The sequence below is a fragment of the Streptomyces sp. NPDC111516 genome, from assembly GCF_055635345.1.
On the sequence record NZ_JBVKBV010000008.1, the window covers coordinates 321,946 to 338,185 of the forward strand.

General features: G+C 70.3%; 17 protein-coding genes and 1 pseudogene. 14 read left to right on the forward strand and 4 right to left on the reverse strand.

Annotation, left to right across the window (positions count from 1 at the left end):
• Window positions 1-96: 96 nt before the first annotated feature.
• The 3 genes from ACZ7L9_RS18660 to ACZ7L9_RS18670 all read left to right on the forward strand — a co-directional run bounded on the left by ACZ7L9_RS18660 (window position 97) and on the right by ACZ7L9_RS18670 (window position 3,118).
• Window positions 97-849 carry a lysophospholipid acyltransferase family protein gene (locus ACZ7L9_RS18660; protein ID WP_471416228.1) on the forward strand — a complete coding sequence of 251 codons (753 nt, stop codon included), beginning with the start codon at window positions 97-99 and terminating at the stop codon, window positions 847-849.
• The gene (locus ACZ7L9_RS18665; protein ID WP_471416229.1) at window positions 846-1,856 is read left to right on the forward strand and encodes an NAD(P)H-dependent glycerol-3-phosphate dehydrogenase; all 1,011 of its coding nucleotides are present in this window, start codon (window positions 846-848) and stop codon (window positions 1,854-1,856) included. The genes ACZ7L9_RS18660 and ACZ7L9_RS18665 overlap by 4 nt, the downstream gene beginning before the upstream one ends.
• Window positions 1,857-1,960: 104 nt before the next feature.
• Window positions 1,961-3,118 carry a D-alanine--D-alanine ligase family protein gene (locus tag ACZ7L9_RS18670; RefSeq protein WP_471416230.1) on the forward strand — a complete coding sequence of 386 codons (1,158 nt, stop codon included), beginning with the start codon at window positions 1,961-1,963 and terminating at the stop codon, window positions 3,116-3,118.
• 48 nt (window positions 3,119-3,166) lie between these two features.
• Here the strand turns inward: ACZ7L9_RS18670 and ACZ7L9_RS18675 are convergent, their stop codons facing one another.
• Both ACZ7L9_RS18675 and ACZ7L9_RS18680 read right to left on the reverse strand, forming a co-directional pair.
• Window positions 3,167-3,649: a DUF3515 domain-containing protein gene (locus tag ACZ7L9_RS18675; protein WP_471416231.1), complete on the reverse strand. Its 483-nt coding sequence runs from the start codon at window positions 3,647-3,649 to the stop codon at window positions 3,167-3,169.
• A gap of 20 nt (window positions 3,650-3,669) precedes the next feature.
• Window positions 3,670-3,903 (reverse strand): Lrp/AsnC family transcriptional regulator, encoded by a 234-nt coding sequence (locus ACZ7L9_RS18680; protein WP_093899132.1) that lies wholly within the window; start codon window positions 3,901-3,903, stop codon window positions 3,670-3,672.
• A gap of 327 nt (window positions 3,904-4,230) precedes the next feature.
• Here ACZ7L9_RS18680 and ACZ7L9_RS18685 point away from each other — a divergent pair, with 327 nt between their 5' ends.
• Both ACZ7L9_RS18685 and thiD read left to right on the forward strand, forming a co-directional pair.
• Complete coding sequence (locus ACZ7L9_RS18685; RefSeq protein ID WP_383751448.1) at window positions 4,231-5,202, forward strand: thiamine-phosphate kinase; 972 nt, start codon at window positions 4,231-4,233, stop codon at window positions 5,200-5,202.
• Window positions 5,203-5,211: 9 nt separating this feature from the next.
• A complete protein-coding gene (thiD, locus tag ACZ7L9_RS18690) occupies window positions 5,212-6,018 on the forward strand; it encodes a bifunctional hydroxymethylpyrimidine kinase/phosphomethylpyrimidine kinase (RefSeq protein ID WP_471416232.1) in 807 nt (268 codons plus the stop codon).
• Between the two features lie 86 nt (window positions 6,019-6,104).
• Here thiD and rpmB read toward each other — a convergent pair whose 3' ends face one another.
• Entirely contained in the window at window positions 6,105-6,290 is a 186-nt protein-coding gene (gene rpmB, locus ACZ7L9_RS18695) for a 50S ribosomal protein L28 (protein WP_030928661.1), read from the reverse strand.
• Window positions 6,291-6,550: 260 nt separating this feature from the next.
• On the opposite strand from rpmB, the gene ACZ7L9_RS18700 reads away from it, so the two are divergent.
• From ACZ7L9_RS18700 to mutM, 9 genes are all read left to right on the forward strand, one after another.
• On the forward strand, window positions 6,551-8,170 hold the full coding sequence (locus ACZ7L9_RS18700) for a DAK2 domain-containing protein (RefSeq protein ID WP_471416233.1): 1,620 nt from the start codon (window positions 6,551-6,553) through the stop codon (window positions 8,168-8,170).
• A 453-nt stretch (window positions 8,171-8,623) separates the two neighbouring features.
• Window positions 8,624-10,894 carry an ATP-dependent DNA helicase RecG gene (recG, locus tag ACZ7L9_RS18705; RefSeq protein ID WP_471416234.1) on the forward strand — a complete coding sequence of 757 codons (2,271 nt, stop codon included), beginning with the start codon at window positions 8,624-8,626 and terminating at the stop codon, window positions 10,892-10,894.
• 96 nt (window positions 10,895-10,990) lie between these two features.
• Window positions 10,991-11,575 carry a 16S rRNA (guanine(966)-N(2))-methyltransferase RsmD gene (rsmD, locus tag ACZ7L9_RS18710; RefSeq protein WP_471416235.1) on the forward strand — a complete coding sequence of 195 codons (585 nt, stop codon included), beginning with the start codon at window positions 10,991-10,993 and terminating at the stop codon, window positions 11,573-11,575.
• Window positions 11,576-11,601: 26 nt separating this feature from the next.
• A complete protein-coding gene (gene coaD, locus ACZ7L9_RS18715; RefSeq protein ID WP_471416258.1) occupies window positions 11,602-12,081 on the forward strand; it encodes a pantetheine-phosphate adenylyltransferase in 480 nt (159 codons plus the stop codon).
• Between the two features lie 109 nt (window positions 12,082-12,190).
• Window positions 12,191-13,270, forward strand: a complete 1,080-nt coding sequence (locus tag ACZ7L9_RS18720) for a cell division initiation protein (RefSeq protein WP_471416236.1) — start codon at window positions 12,191-12,193, stop codon at window positions 13,268-13,270.
• Between the two features lie 180 nt (window positions 13,271-13,450).
• Window positions 13,451-14,122, forward strand: coding sequence for a YceD family protein (locus ACZ7L9_RS18725; protein WP_471416237.1), 672 nt, complete (start codon window positions 13,451-13,453; stop codon window positions 14,120-14,122).
• Between the two features lie 2 nt (window positions 14,123-14,124).
• Entirely contained in the window at window positions 14,125-14,298 is a 174-nt protein-coding gene (rpmF, locus tag ACZ7L9_RS18730; protein ID WP_003965982.1) for a 50S ribosomal protein L32, read from the forward strand.
• A 19-nt stretch (window positions 14,299-14,317) separates the two neighbouring features.
• Entirely contained in the window at window positions 14,318-15,142 is an 825-nt protein-coding gene (gene rnc / locus ACZ7L9_RS18735; RefSeq protein WP_471416238.1) for a ribonuclease III, read from the forward strand.
• Window positions 15,143-15,224: 82 nt separating this feature from the next.
• The gene (gene mutM / locus ACZ7L9_RS18740) at window positions 15,225-16,088 is read left to right on the forward strand and encodes a bifunctional DNA-formamidopyrimidine glycosylase/DNA-(apurinic or apyrimidinic site) lyase (protein WP_471416239.1); all 864 of its coding nucleotides are present in this window, start codon (window positions 15,225-15,227) and stop codon (window positions 16,086-16,088) included.
• 19 nt (window positions 16,089-16,107) lie between these two features.
• Here mutM and ACZ7L9_RS18745 read toward each other — a convergent pair.
• Window positions 16,108-16,240 (reverse strand): annotated as a pseudogene (locus ACZ7L9_RS18745) (IS982 family transposase); the annotation flags it as partial.

A 16,240-nucleotide genomic window follows, 5' to 3' on the forward strand; every position in this document is an offset into this window, starting at 1 on the left:
CGGGGCGTACGGTGTTCTCGACAGAGCAGGGGCCTGGGGCGAGACTTGACCGTCGGTAGCCAGGCAGAGTTCAGGTCCATAGAGGAAGGTGTCCGAGTGTCCCGCCGCAGAATCGGCTTCTGGTACCGCCTGGCGGCGGTGATCGCAAAACCGCCGCTGGTGGTTCTGTTCAAGCGTGACTGGCAGGGAATGGAAAACATCCCGGCCGACGGCGGATTCATCACTGCGGTCAATCACAACTCGTACCTGGACCCGCTTTCCTACGGTCACTTCCAGTACAACACCGGCCGTGTGCCGCGGCTTCTCGCGAAGGCCGGCCTCTTCAAGACCCCCTTTGTCGGAATGATGCTGCGCGGCACCGGACAGATCCCCGTGTACCGCGAGACGACCAACGCACTGGACGCCTTCCGGGCCGCCGTCGACGCCATCGAGCGCGGTGAATGCGTCGCCTTCTACCCGGAGGGCACCCTCACCCGCGACCCCGACATGTGGCCGATGGCCGGCAAGACCGGCGCCGCCCGCGTCGCGTTGATGACGAAGGCCCCGGTCATCCCGGTCGCCCAGTGGGGCGCGAACCTCGTGATGCCGCCGTACGCCAAGGAGAACAAGCTCCGGCTCTTCCCTCGCAAGACCCTCCAGGTGCAGGCCGGACCGCCCGTCGATCTCTCCCGCTTCTACGACGAGGAGCCGACGCCCGAGCTCCTGCGCGAGGCGACCGAGGTCATCATGGCCGCGGTGACCACGCAGCTGGAGATCGTACGGGGCGAGAAGGCCCCCGCGGAGCCGTACGATCACCGCAGGGCCCGTGCAGAACAGCGGCGCAAGGCCGAAGGAAAGGGACCCAAGTGACGCACCCCGCAAAGGCAGCCGTCTTTGGAACCGGTTCATGGGGTACGGCCTTCGGCGTGGTTCTCGCCGACGCCGGCTGCGACGTCACCCTCTGGGGCCGCCGGGCCGAAGTCGCCGAGGCCGTCAATACGACCCGTACCAACCCGGACTACCTGCCGGGAATTGAACTCCCCGCGTCGATCCGGGCCACCACCGACGCCGCCGAGGCGCTGCACGGCGCCGACTACGCCGTGCTCGTGGTGCCCTCGCAGACCCTCCGCGCCAACCTCGCCGACTGGGCCCCGCACCTCGGCTCCGACACTGTCCTCGTCTCGCTGATGAAGGGGGTCGAACTCGGCACCGCGAAGCGGATGAGCGAGGTCATCGAGGACGTCACCAAAGTCACCCCGGACCGCGTCGCCGTCATCACCGGCCCCAACCTGGCCAAGGAGATCGCCGAACGCCGCCCCGCCGCGGCCGTCGTCGCCTGCCAGGACGAGTCCGTGGCCCAGCGCCTCCAGAGCGCCTGCCACACCTCGTACTTCCGCCCCTACACCAATACCGACGTGGTCGGCTGCGAACTCGGCGGCGCGGTCAAGAACGTCATCGGTCTCGCCGTAGGCATCGCCGACGGCATGGGCCTCGGCGACAACGCGAAGGGCTCGCTCATCACCCGGGGCCTCGCCGAGACGACCCGGCTCGGCCTCGCCATGGGCGCCGACCCGCTGACCTTCTCCGGTCTCGCGGGCCTCGGCGACCTGGTGGCCACCTGCTCCTCGCCGCTCTCGCGCAACCACACCTTCGGCACCAACCTCGGCCGCGGAATGACGCTCCAGGAGACCATCGCGGTCACCAAGCAGACCGCGGAGGGCGTCAAGTCCTGTGAATCGGTGCTCGATCTGGCCCGCAGGCACGGCGTCGACATGCCCATCACCGAGACGGTCGTCGGCATCGTCCACGAGGGCAAGCCGCCGGTGGTCGCGCTGAGCGAGCTGATGTCGCGCAGCGCGAAGCCCGAGCGCCGCTGACGACAGGCACCGAGGCGCGCGGGGCGGTGAACGTTCGCACACACCGCTCCAGCGGCCCCGGCCACGCTGACGCGAGGGGTACCAGCAGGTACGCTCAACGCGATATGAGCAGCGAGAACCTCCCCCAGAGCCCGGAGCAGCAGCTCCGCAAGCCGCGCGTGGCCGTCGTGTTCGGCGGCCGCAGCTCCGAACACGGCATCTCGGTCGTCACGGCCGGCGCCGTCCTGAACGCCATCGACCGGACCAAGTACGACGTCCTGCCGATCGGCATCACGACGGACGGCCGCTGGGCCCTCACCGCCGACGAGCCCGACCGCATGGCCATCACGGACCGCAGGATGCCCGATGTGGCGCAGCTGGCCGAGTCGACAGAGGGCGGCGTGGTGCTCTCCGTCGACCCCGGCAGCCGTGAAGTGGTGTACAGCGAGCCCGGCTCGGTCCCCAAGGCACTCGGCGAGGTCGACGTCGTCTTTCCCGTACTGCACGGCCCGTACGGCGAGGACGGCACCCTGCAGGGGCTCCTGGAGCTCTCCGGAGTGCCGTACGTCGGCGCCGGGGTGCTCGCCTCGGCCGTCGGCCAGGACAAGGAGTACATGAAGCGGGTCTTCACCTCGTTCGGACTGCCGGTCGGCCCGTACGTAGTGGTGCGCGCCCGAGAATGGGACACGGACCCGTCCGCCGCCCGCAAGCGCATCGTGGACTTCGCCGGGGACCACGGCTGGCCGCTCTTCGTCAAGCCCGCCCGGGCCGGCTCGTCCATCGGCATCACCAAGGTCGACGACCTCGCCGGTCTCGACGAGGCGATCGAGGAGGCCCGCCGCCACGACCCCAAGTTCCTCGTCGAGTCGCTGCTGCGGGGCCGCGAGATCGAGTGCGGGGTGCTGGAGTTCGAGGACGGCCCGCGCGCCAGCGTGCCCGCCGAGATCCCGCCGGTCACCTCGCACGACTTCTACGACTTCGAGGCCAAGTACATCGATTCGGCCTCCGGGATCGTGCCTGCCCCGCTCACCGAGGAGCAGACCGCCGAGGTCCAGCGGCTGGCGGTCGAGGCATTCGAAGCCGTGTCCTGCGAGGGCCTGGTGCGCGCCGACTTCTTCCTCACCGAGGACGGCGGCTTCGTGATCAACGAGATCAACACCCTGCCGGGCTTCACTCCGATCTCCATGTACCCGCGGATGTGGCAGGAGAGCGGTGTGAGTTACCAGGAGCTGGTGGACCGGCTGATCCAGGCCGCGTTGAACCGGCCGACCGGCCTGCGCTGAGACGAGTCCCGTGCCGTAGGGCGTGCACCCCCTCGCGGAGGGTACGCCCTACAGGCTGGGCACCGTCTTCGTGATCGCCGGGGCGAACGCGGCCAACGGGCTCGCGTCATGCGCGTACGCCGTCGAGAGACTCACCTCGACGTACGCCTTGCGGAGGGTGGTCGTAAAACGCGGACCGGCGTCGTCCGGCTGCTCCAGCAGCCAGTTGACGCCGTCCGCCTCGGTCCCCTTCGCCATGGGGTCGTCCATCTTCGCGGGCCGGGGGACACCGCAGCGCAGTACGATCGCTCCGTCCCCCCACTCGGCGATCAGTTCGGACTCCGTCCCGCTGTCATCGCGGCCGAGTCCGGCGACGGTCTTCGGCAGCTCCTTGTGCAGTGCGCGGCAGTAGGCTGCGGCTTCCGGAGACGGTGTGGGTACCGTGATCGACGCGGCGGCGTCCGTTGAGGAGCAGCCCGCCGCGGCCAGCAGCAGCGCGGCAACGGACGGACCGAGAAACACGGGATGGCGGAAGCGGCGCGATGATGTCACCGGCCCAGCGTAGACGGGGACTACAGATGAACGACCGGGCAGGTCAGGGTTCGCGTGATGCCTTCCACTTGCTGGACCTTGGCGACCACCATGCGACCGAGTTCATCGACCGTGTCGGCCTGGGCACGCACGATCACGTCGTAGGGGCCGGTGACGTCCTCTGCCTGTATCACTCCCGGAACTTTGGCGATGGTCTCGGCGACGGTCGACGCCTTGCCCACCTCGGTCTGAATAAGGATGTACGCCTGTACCACGGAACCTCCAGGGCGGCCACGAGGATCGTGTGGGGATGGGAAAGGGACGCCACGGTATCGCGTTGCCGCGGGCCGCGGGGAGACCTGCGGGGCGGTTGACGTCCACAGCGTGGCGCACACACAGCACAAGTTGACGTATCTCTTGACAGTACCGACAGCAGAGACGGCCCGCGACCGCAAGCGCGACGGGGCGAAAGGGGGACGGGCATGGCGATGGGAACCGGTGCAGACTGCTCTCTGCGGCGGCGGCCGGTCCACGGTCCGGACCCCCGGCCGCCGAAGCAGCCCGGACGGACGTCCGGCGCGATAGATGAGAGGTGAGACTCGGTGAAGGGAACCGTGGGCGAGTTGGGGGAGTTCGGGCTCATCAGGGAGCTGACTTCCCGGCTCACCACCACTCCGGCGGTACGGCTCGGCCCCGGCGACGACGCCGCGGTCGTGTCCGCTCCCGACCGCAGGGTCGTGGCCAGCACGGACATTCTGCTGGAGGGGCGGCACTTCCGCCGCGACTGGTCGACCGCGTACGACGTCGGCCGAAAGGCCGCCGCCCAGAACCTCGCCGACATCGCCGCCATGGGTGCCGTGCCCACCGCGCTGCTGCTCGGCCTGGTCGTCCCCGCCGAACTCCCGGTCACCTGGGCCGGTGAGCTGATGGACGGCATCCGTGACGAGTGCCAGGTCGCCGGCGCGGCCGTGGTCGGCGGGGATGTGGTGCGCGGCGAGACGATCACCGTCTCGATCACCGCACTCGGCGATCTGCGCAACCATGAACCGGTCACCCGGTCCGGCGCCCAGCCCGGCGACGTCGTCGCCGTCACCGGCTGGCTCGGCTGGTCCGCCGCCGGGTACGCCGTGCTCTCCCGCGGCTTCCGCTCGCCCCGCGCCTTCGTCGAGGCCCACCGGCGCCCCGAACCGCCGTACCACGCGGGCCCGGCGGCCGCCGGGCTCGGCGCCACCGCGATGACGGACGTGAGCGACGGACTCGTCGCCGACCTCGGGCACATCGCGGAGGCCAGCAAGGTCCGGATCGATCTGCGCTCCGGACTCATCGACATCCCCTCGCAGATGTCCGACATCGGGCAGGCCGTCGGCGTGGACCCGCTGCAATGGGTGCTCACCGGGGGAGAGGACCACGCGATCGTCGCCACCTTCCCGCCGGACGTGAAACTGCCCGCCCGCTGGAAGGTGATCGGCGAGGTCCTCAACCCCTCGGCGCTGCCGCAGGTGACGGTCGACGGGGCGCCCTGGACCAGCAAGGGCGGCTGGGACCATTTCGGCGGCATCGAGGACGCCCAGTAGATTCGGCGTATGCCCCGATCTGCTGCCGTACCCGCCCGTGTGCTCACCGTCGCCGGATCCGATTCCGGCGGTGGTGCGGGCATTCAGGGCGATCTGAAGACGATGCTCGCGTTCGGCGTGCACGGAATGAGCGTGCTGACCGCCGTCACCGCCCAGAACTCGCTGGGTGTGCAGGGCGCCTGGGAACTGCCCGCCGAGGCCGTACGCGCCCAGTACCGCAGCGTGGTGGACGACATCGGTGTGCAGGCGGTGAAGACCGGCATGCTGGCGTCGGCCGCGCTCGTGGAAACCGTGGCCGAACTCCTCGCGGGCACCGCGGCCCCGGTCGTCGTGGACCCGGTCGGGGTCTCCAAGCACGGAGATCCGCTGCTGGCCGCCGAGGCGCTCGATTCCGTACGGACGAAACTGCTGCCGGTCGCCACGGTCGCCACCCCGAACCTGGACGAAGTGGCGCAGCTCACCGGCGTGAACGTCACGGACGAGACCGGGATGCGGCAGGCCGCCACCGGGATACTGGCTTTCGGGCCGCGCTGGGTCGTCATCAAGGGCGGGCATCTGCCCGGCGAGCCCGTCGATCTGCTGACGGACGGCACCGCGGAGCACTGGCTGCGCGAACCCAGGCACGACAACCGGCACACCCACGGCACCGGCTGCACGCTCGCCTCGGCGATCGCCTGCGGACTGGCCCTGGGCCAGGACGTGCCCACGGCCCTACGGGGCGCGAAGGCGTACGTCACCGGCGCGATCGCGGCCGGATTCCCGCTGGGCGCCGGGATCGGTCCCGTCGACCACGGCTGGCGGACGCGCACTGGGTGAGCACGCCCCGCAGCACAGCAAAAAGCCGGTCCATCGAGATGGACCGGCTTTTTGGGCAACCGGAAGGCTGCGCTACGACGGGAACGTCAGCGCGCGACCTTGCCGGCCTTGATGCACGAGGTGCAGACGTTGAGCCGCTTCGGCGTCCGACCGACCACGGCACGCACGCGCTGGATGTTGGGATTCCAGCGACGGGACGTACGGCGGTGCGAGTGCGAAATGTTGTTGCCGAAGCCCGGCCCCTTGCCGCAGACGTCGCAGTTGGCAGCCACGGGTCACTCCAAAGACTTCAGGTGCACTTACAGTGAATTCCGGCGCGCCGGATTCATTTGACTGAAGTGGCGGCACCGGGGGAATGGCCCGACTCTCGTCGGGCAACCGAAGCAGCATACAACGGCCGCGTCGGTAGAACGAAACTACCATGGGTTCCGCCGCCCCCCGTCCCGCCCCTGTCGCCGCCGGACCCGGCGCGCGGGGACTACTCTGCGGTGCAGCCGGCCACCCACGGCCGATCTTCGAGGAGGACCGACAGGTGCCGCAGACCGCCGACGAGATGGACGCCGTCGCGGTGCGTACCTGGTGCTCACTGGCGCTGGAGGCGCTGGGCCGGGAGCGCGAGGCGATCGACGCGATCAACGTGTACCCCGTCGCGGACGGGGACACCGGTACGAACCTCTATCTGACCGTCGAGTCCGCGAACCAGGCCGTCGAAGCGGTCTTCGCCGCCCACGAGACCGGCACGACCGTGCCCGTCGCCGCCGACGTGGTACGGGCCATGGCGCACGGAGCGCTGATCGGTGCCCGCGGGAACTCCGGCACGATCCTGGCCCAGTTGCTGCGCGGGATGGCCGGGGTGCTGGCCGGCGGGCACGGCGCGGACCACCTGCGCCGGGCGCTCACGAGCGCCGCGGCCGCCGCCCGGCAGGCCGTCGCCCACCCCGTCGAGGGCACCGTGCTCACCGTGGCCACTGCCGCCGCCGAGGCCGCCGGACGCACGGCGGACGACGCCGGAACCGCGGCGGTCGCACAAGCGGCGTACGAGGGAGCGCGGACGGCCCTGGAAGCAACCCCCGGACAACTCGCCGTCCTCGGGCGCGCGGGCGTCGTGGACGCCGGGGGACGGGGCCTGGTGACCGTGCTCGGGGCGCTCGTCGAAGCGGTCTCCGGGCGGGCGCCCGAGCGCCGTCACGTGGCCGCGCCCGTGCTTCCGGTGCCGGACGACTGCGCGGTGTCCGACGCGGAGGGCGGACCGGCCTTCGAGGTCATCTACCTGCTGGAGGCCACGGACGGCGCCGTGGACCGGCTGCGGACCCGGCTCGACGGACTCGGCGACTCGCTCGTGGTGGTGGGCGGCGACGGGCTGTGGAACGTCCACGTGCATGTCGACGACGCGGGTGCGGCGGTGGAGGCCGGCGTCGAGGCGGGGCGGCCGTACCGCATCCGGATCACCCACTTCGGCGCGGACCGGGTGCACCCCCACGCCGAGCCTGTGCAGCGCGCGGTCGTCGTGGTGGTTCCCGGCGACGGGCTCCGCGGCCTGTGCAAGGAGGCCGGGGCGACGACGGTCCTGGCGCGCCCCGGGGAGCCGCCCGCCAGCGGCGAACTCGTCGACGCGATCCGCCGGGCGCACGCCCGCGAGGTGGTCCTGCTGCCCAACGACGCCGAGTTGCGCCACACCGCCGCTGCCGCCGCCGAACAGGCCCGCGCGGAGGGGGTCAGGGTCGCCCTGATCCCGACCCGGGCCGCCGTTCAGGGCATCGCGGCCCTCGCCGTCCACGAACCCGACCGCAGCTTCGACGAGGACGTGGTCGCGATGACCGCCGCGGCCGGCGCCACCCGCTACGCCGAACTGGCCGTCGCCGAGCGGCAGTCCTGGACCATGGCGGGCATCTGCCAGGCCGGCGACATCCTCGGCCTGATCGACGGCGACGTCGCGGTCATCGGCGAGGACGTACCGGAAACGGCCCGTAACGTGCTGGACCGCATGCTGGCGGCGGGCGGCGAACTGGTCACCCTGGTCCTCGGCGAGGACGTCCCCGACAGCCTCGCGGACGCGCTGGAGGAGCACGTACGCGAGGGCTATCTCGCGGTCGACACGGTGGTGTACCGGGGCGGCCACCAGTGCGCCCCGCTGCTGATCGGCGTGGAGTAGGGCGGCGCGCGGCCGACGCGGGTGCCATCGAGCGCCGGACGCGCCCGATCTCGGCACCTGAGCACCGGACGCGCGGGCCCCTCGGGCGCCGGACGCGTCCGGCAGCCGCCTCCGCGGCCTGCCCAGCCGAAGCAGCCCCGCCCGCCGAGCTGATGGCGGGTGTGGACCCCGAGCGTCGCGCTCTCGCCCGACTCGTCCGCCCGGTGCGAGGCGTCCGGCGCATGCCTGGTCGTCCTCGAACTGTCCGGTGGCACGGAGGATTTCGGCGAGCCAAAGGTACGACCGGGCCTTCCGAGCGCCGTGACGAACTCCGCCCCCCATTTGCCGGTCGGTCTTAGTCGACAGCGCACCACGGCAGCCCGGCGTCATCGGGTCCCGGCGGCGGCCCGCGACCAGGGTATTCCGGCGTTCCGGGCGGTGCCCGCCCGACATCTGTCAGTGGTGTGGTGTGCAATGGATCGCGTGTCTGCGTTCGATGAACCCCTCAAGAAGCTGCTCGGCGGAGCCACCGCGAAGGTGATGGCCGACCATCTCGACCTGCACACGGTCGGTGATCTGCTGCACCACTACCCGCGGCGGTACGAGGAGCGCGGCCGGCTCACCGCGCTGACCGACCTCCCGCTGGACGAGCATGTGACGGTGGTCGCCCAGGTCGCCGACGCCCGCATCATGATGTTCAACAACGGCCGTGGCAAGCGCCTCGAAGTGACCCTCACCGACGGCAGCGGCCGTCTCCAGCTCGTCTTCTTCGGCCATGGCGTCCACAAGCCGCACAAGGAACTGCTGCCCGGCCGGCGGGCGATGTTCGCGGGCAAGGTCTCCGTCTTCAACCGCAAGATGCAGTTGGCTCACCCCACGTACCAGCTACTGGACGCCGAGTCCATCGACGGGGCCGAGGCCACGGAAGCGGTGGACGCCTTCGCCGGGCGACTGCTGCCGATCTACCCGGCCTGCAAGCAGTTGGACTCGTGGCGGATCGCCAAGGCCGTCGACACCGTGCTGCCCAGCGCGCGGGATGCCGTCGACCCGCTGCCGCCGAGTCTGCGCGAGGGCCGCGGGTTCACCCCGCTCCCGGAGGCGCTGCTGAAGGTGCACCGCCCGCAGACCAAGGCAGACATCGCCCAGGCCAGGGACCGGCTGAAGTGGGACGAGGCCTTCGTCCTCCAGGTCGCGCTGGCCCGCCGCAGATACGCGGACACCCAGCTCCCGGCGGTCGCCCGGAAGCCCGCCCACGGCGGACTGCTCGACGCCTTCGACGCCAAGCTGCCCTTCACCCTCACCGACGGCCAGCGCAAGGTTTCCAAGGAGATCTTCGACGACCTGGCGACCGAGCACCCTATGCACCGGCTCCTCCAGGGCGAGGTCGGTTCCGGGAAGACCTTGGTCGCGCTGCGTGCGATGCTCGGCGTGGTCGACGCGGGCGGACAGGCCGCCATGCTCGCGCCCACCGAGGTGCTCGCCCAGCAGCACCACCGGTCCATCACCGAAATGATGGGCGAGCTGGCCGAGAATTGGGGACTGTGGCGCGAAGCGCCTCCCCAGAAGGGTGGCGGCGGGCGACGGGCGGGCATGCCGGGCGGCTCCGAGCAGGGCACGAAGGTGGTGCTGCTCACCGGCTCCATGGGCGTCGCGGCCCGCCGTCAGGCGCTGCTCGACCTCGTCACCGGTGAGGCCGGGATCGTGATCGGTACGCACGCGCTGATCGAGGACAAGGTGCAGTTCCACGACCTGGGCCTGGTCGTCGTCGACGAACAGCACCGCTTCGGGGTGGAACAGCGCGACGCGCTCCGGTCCAAGGGGAAGCAGCCGCCGCACCTGCTGGTCATGACCGCCACCCCCATTCCCCGTACGGTCGCCATGACCGTCTTCGGTGACCTGGAGACCTCCGTACTGGACCAGTTGCCCGCCGGCCGCTCGCCGATCGCCAGCCACGTCGTCCCCGCCAAGGACAAACCGCACTTCCTCAGCCGCGCCTGGGAACGGGTCCGGGAGGAAGTGGAGAGCGGGCACCAGGCCTATGTGGTCTGCCCCCGCATCGGAGACGACGCCGAGGACGAGGCGGCAGGGAAGAAGGGGAAGAAGAAGGCGGCCGAGGAGGATGGCGAGAAGCGCCCCCCGCTCGCCGTCCTGGAGATCGCCGAACAGCTCGCCAAGGGCCCGCTCGCCGGGCTGCGCATCGAGGTGCTGCACGGCAGGATGAACCCCGACGACAAGGACGACGTGATGCGCCGCTTCGCCGCGGGCCAGGTCGACGTCCTCGTCGCCACCACCGTCATCGAGGTCGGGGTCAACGTCCCCAACGCCACCGCGATGGTCATCATGGACGCCGACCGGTTCGGGGTCTCCCAGCTGCACCAGCTGCGCGGCCGGGTCGGCCGCGGCTCCGCCCCCGGACTCTGTCTGCTGGTCAGCGAGGCCCACGAGGCGAGTCCGGCCCGCGCCCGCCTGTCCGCCGTCGCCGCCACCCTCGACGGCTTCGAACTGTCCCGGATCGACCTCGAACAGCGCCGTGAGGGCGATGTCCTGGGCCAGGCCCAGTCCGGGGTCCGCTCCTCGCTGCGGATGCTCACCGTCATCGACGACGAGGAGGTCATCGCCGCCGCCCGGGAGGAGGCCGCGGCGACCGTCGCCGCCGACCCGGAGTTGGAACACCTGCCGGAGCTGCGGACCGCGTTGGACGCACTGCTCGACAAGGAGCGCGAACAGTACCTCGACAAGGGTTGACGGGTGCGTGGGCCCGATCCGCCGCGACGCCATATCGTGGATGCCACGGCGCCGCAGCATCCTGCGGGCCACCCACGAACCGAGGACCAGACACCCATGACCCGCGTGATCGCCGGCTCGGCCGGCGGACGCCTCCTGGCCGTCCCGCCCGGCACCGGCACCCGCCCCACCTCCGACCGTGCACGCGAGGGCCTCTTCTCCACCTGGGAAGCCCTCCTGGGCAGCCTCCACGGCACCCGTATCGCGGATCTGTACGCCGGCTCCGGAGCCGTCGGCCTGGAAGCGCTCTCGCGCGGCGCCGTCCACGCCCTGCTCGTCGAGACCGACCCCAGGGCCGTCCGAACCGTCCGGGACAACGTCCGCGCGCTCGGCCTGCCCGGTGCCGAAGTCCGTACCGGCAAAGCCGAACAGATCGTGACAGGGTCGGCCCCCGCGGAGCCCTACGACGTGGTGTTCCTGGACCCGCCGTACGCCGTGACCGACGACGATCTCGGCGAGATACTGCTCACACTCCGTGCCCAGGGGTGGCTCGCAGCCGATGCGCTCGTCACCGTGGAACGCAGCACCAGAGGCGGAGAATTCAACTGGCCCAAGGGATTCGAGCCACTGCGGGCCCGTCGCTACGGCGAGGGAACGCTTTGGTACGGTCGCGCCGCCTCTACGTGCGAAGACGCACGATGACCGGACCGGAGAGCGAGGGAATCAAGTTGCGCCGCGCCGTCTGCCCGGGGTCGTTCGACCCCATCACCAATGGACACCTCGACATCATCGGACGCGCCTCGAAGCTGTACGACGTCGTATATGTCGCGGTGATGATCAACCAGTCCAAGAAGGGCCTCTTCACGGTCGACGAGCGCATCGACCTGATCCGCCAGGTCACGGCGGACTTCGGCAACGTCCAGGTCGAGTCCTTCCACGGCCTCCTGGTCGACTTCTGCAAGCAGCGCGACATCCCGGCGATCGTGAAGGGCCTGCGGGCCGTCAGCGACTTCGACTACGAGCTGCAGATGGCCCAGATGAACAACGGCCTCTCCGGCGTCGAAACGCTCTTCGTACCGACCAATCCCACCTACAGCTTCCTGTCGTCCTCCCTGGTCAAGGAGGTCGCCACCTGGGGCGGCGACGTCTCTCACCTGCTTCCCCCGGTGGTCCACGCAGCCCTCGTGGAGCGCCTGCGGGAGCGCTGATCCGGCGCCGAGTATCTGACGGACCGTCACCAGGTGTCGGGCGGGCGCCGACTGGCCGTACAGTCGTCCCGTCCGTCTCCAATCGGCTGTAGAGAGTGGCGAGCACACGGTGGACGTGCAGAAGAAGCTCGACGAAATCGTCGAGGTGGTCGGGAGCGCCCGGTCCATGCCCATGTCGGCTTCGTGCGTGGTCAACCGCGCCGAGCTGCTCGCGATGCTCGAAGAGGTGCGCGAGGCCCTGCCCGGCTCGCTCGCCCACGCCCAGGAGCTCATCGGCGGCCGGGAGCAGCTGGCCGAGCAGGCCCGTCAGGAGGCCGAGCGGATCATCGAGGCCGCACACGCCGAACGCGCCTCGCTGATTTCCGGGACCGAGGTCGCCCTGCAGTCCCGCAGCGAGGCCGACCGCATCCTCGGCGAGGCCCGCCGGGAGGCCGAGGAGGTCCGCGCCGAGGCCGACGAGTACGTCGACAGCAAGCTCGCCAACTTCGAGGTCGTCCTCACCAAGACCATCGGCTCCGTCGATCGGGGCCGCGAGAAGCTCCTCGGCCGCGGCCAGGCCTTCGACGAGCAGGGATACGAGGACCCGGACTTCGCCGAGGCCCCCGAGCGCAGCACGGACCCGGCCACGCTCCAGCGCCGCGCCGACGAGTACGTGGACACCAAGCTCGGCGCCTTCGAGGCCGTGCTCGCCAAGACCCTGGAGGCGGTCGGCCGCGGCCGGCAGAAGCTGCACGGCCGGGTCGCCACCGACGAGCTCGGCGCGCACATGGCCGCCCAGGACGCGGCGGGCAACCAGGTCCGCATGAGCGACGAGGACCACTGGGCCGGCCTCGCCGAGCTCGCCACCCCGGAGCCGCAGCCGGTCCATCAGCAACTCCAGCCGCACTACCCCGCCCAGGACCGGCCAGACTACGCGGAGACGTACGCGTACCAGGAGCAGCCGCAGCAGGACGTCTACAGCTACCAGCAGCAGCCCGACCCGTACGCCGCCTATCAGCAACAGGGCTACGACCAGAGCCAGGCCCAGGTCCAGATCCCGGTCCAGGGGTACGACGGCTGGCAGCAGCAGCCCATGCAGCCCCAGCAGGCGCTCCAGCCACAGGGCGAGAGCGCCCTCGACGAGACCAGCCTGTTCGACACCAGCATGATCGACCTGGACCAGCTGCGCCGGTACGAGCAGGAACGCTGACCGTTCGCGACCACGATCCGGTCGCCACGCCGGTCCGGGCCGCACAGGAGTCCGCTGGACCGGATTGGGAGCTGGGCGACGCGTCCAGTATCCTGGACCCTTCGGTCGCGTATGTCCGCGATTCAGGCTGCCCGTTTCGCATCCGAAACCGGGCGGCCCTCCCCACGCTGTGTGATGCACATGATTTCGAAAGCAGGAAAAGCCCTGAACGGCCACCTCGACCACCGAAACCCCCTCGTGTTCGACACGCACGAGTTGGGTCGGCGTCCCGGTGCCCTGCAGCGGCTGACCCGCACGGTGGACGCACCCGGCTCACCGGCCCTCGGCATCGACGAGGTCATCGGTGTGCCGGAAGGCGCACCCGTGGAGCTGGAACTCCGTCTCGAATCGGTCATGGAGGGGGTGCTTGTCACAGGCACCGCCCGTGCGTCGGCCGAGGGGGAGTGCGTAAGGTGTCTGGAGCCGCTGCGCCACGAGGTTGCGGCGGACTTCCAGGAGATGTTCTCGTACCCTGACGCCGATGACCGGGGCCGCAGCCACAAGGCGGAACCGGCCGACGACGCCGATGAAGACGAGGACAGGCTCTTCATCGAGGACGGCCTGTTCGACCTCGAACCAGTGCTGCGCGATGCGGTGGTGCTCGCACTGCCGATGCAGCCGGTGTGCCGGGAGTCCTGTGCCGGCCTGTGTTCCGAATGCGGAATCAGGCTGGACGAGAATCCCGGTCACCACCACGATGCCGTCGACATCCGTTGGGCGGCACTGCAAGGACTCGCCGACACCGTTCAGGACGGCGAGAAGGACAACATGGGCGGCGCCGAAGCGGGCGTCGACGAGAAGCAGGAGAAGTAGCCGTGGCTGTTCCGAAGCGGAAGATGTCGCGCAGCAACACGCGCCACCGCCGGTCGCAGTGGAAGGCTGCGGTCCCCACCCTGGTTTCGTGCGAGCGTTGCCAGGAGCCGAAGCTGCAGCACATCGCGTGCCCCAGCTGCGGCACGTACAACAAGCGCCAGGTCCTCGAGGTCTGAGCGGCTGGTGAGAGGCCCGATGTCTGAGTTGTCCAACGCCAAGAAGCAGGCAGACAACGTCAACACAGCCTCGTCCCACACGCTTCTGGAAGGGCGGCTCGGGTATCACCTCGAGTCCGCCCTTCTGGTGCGTGCGCTGACCCATCGTTCGTACGCGTACGAGAACGGCGGTCTGCCGACCAACGAGCGGCTCGAATTCCTCGGGGATTCGGTGCTCGGCCTGGTCGTCACGGACACGCTGTACCGCACCCACCCCGACCTGCCCGAAGGCCAGCTGGCCAAATTGCGGGCCGCGGTGGTCAACTCGCGTGCACTTGCGGAAGTGGGCCGCGGCCTCGAACTCGGCTCCTTCATCCGGCTCGGCCGCGGTGAAGAGGGCACGGGCGGCAGGGACAAGGCGTCCATCCTCGCCGACACCCTTGAAGCGGTGATCGGCGCGGTCTATCTCGACCAGGGCCTCAGCGCGGCCTCGGAGCTGGTCCACCGGCTCTTCGACCCGCTGATCGACAGGTCCTCCAACCTCGGTGCCGGCCTGGACTGGAAGACCAGCCTCCAGGAACTCACCGCGAGCGAGAGCCTCGGCGTCCCCGAGTACCTCGTCACGGAGACCGGCCCGGACCACGAGAAGACCTTTACTGCTGCTGCTCGCGTCGGTGGTGTCTCGTACGGCACCGGCACCGGCCGTAGCAAGAAGGAAGCGGAGCAGCAGGCGGCGGAGTCCGCCTGGCGCGAGATCAGCGCCGCCGCGGAAGCGAGGGAGGCAGCGGCGAAGGCCGCTGCCGGCGGAGGGGCCGCCGACACCCCTGCCGACCCGTCGCCGTCCCCGGACGTCGCTCCCGCCTGACCCGGAAATCCCCTCGGTGCCCAGCGCATCGGGGGGTTTTCGCTGCCCGGATACCCTGGAAACGTCCCTGAGGAGCCACACCGTGCCCGAGCTGCCCGAGGTCGAAGTCGTACGGCGGGGTCTTGAGCGCTGGGTCACCGGCCGGATCGTCGGAGACGTCGAGGTGCTGCACCCGCGTGCGGTCCGTCGCCACCTCGCGGGCGGTGTGGACTTCGCGGCCCGGCTGGGCGGCGCCCGCCTCGGCCCGGCCATGCGGCGCGGCAAATACCTCTGGGTGCCGCTGAACGATGCGTCGAGCTCGCTGCTGGGCCACCTCGGCATGAGCGGCCAACTGCTCGTACAGCCGCAGGACGCCCCCGACGAGAAGCATCTGCGCATCCGGATCCGCTTCCAGGACTCGCTCGGCACCGAGCTGCGCTTCGTCGACCAGCGGACGTTCGGGGGGCTCTCGCTCCACGAATGCGCCGCCGACAGCACCGACGGGCTGCCCGACACCATCGCGCACATCGCCCGCGACCCCCTGGACCCGGCCTTCGACGACACGGCGTTCCACGCGGCCCTGCGACTGCGCCGTACGACGATCAAGCGCGCCCTGCTCGACCAGTCGCTGATCAGCGGAGTCGGCAACATCTACGCGGACGAGGCGCTCTGGCGCGCCAAGCTGCACTACGACCGCCCGACCTCGACCCTCACCCGCCCCAAGTCGGCCGAGCTGCTGGGCCACGCCCGCGACGTGATGAACGCGGCGCTCGACCAGGGCGGCACCAGCTTCGACAGCCTCTACGTCAATGTGAACGGCGAGTCCGGCTACTTCGACCGCTCCCTCGACGCGTACGGGCGGGAGGACGAGCCGTGTCACCGCTGCGGTACGCCGATACGCCGCCAAGCGTGGATGAACCGTTCCAGCTACTTCTGCCCGCGCTGCCAGCGGCCGCCACGCACCTAGGCGAGTAAGTCCGATGTGTTCAGTGATCAAATGCGATCAGCGACCGCATGGTCGGGGCGCCGGTCTTGTGGTTGCGCCAGATCGCGGCTGCCATCGCGAGGATGCGCTGGGCGACGCGGACGGCGACGCCCTCGAAGGTCCGTCCGCCGTGC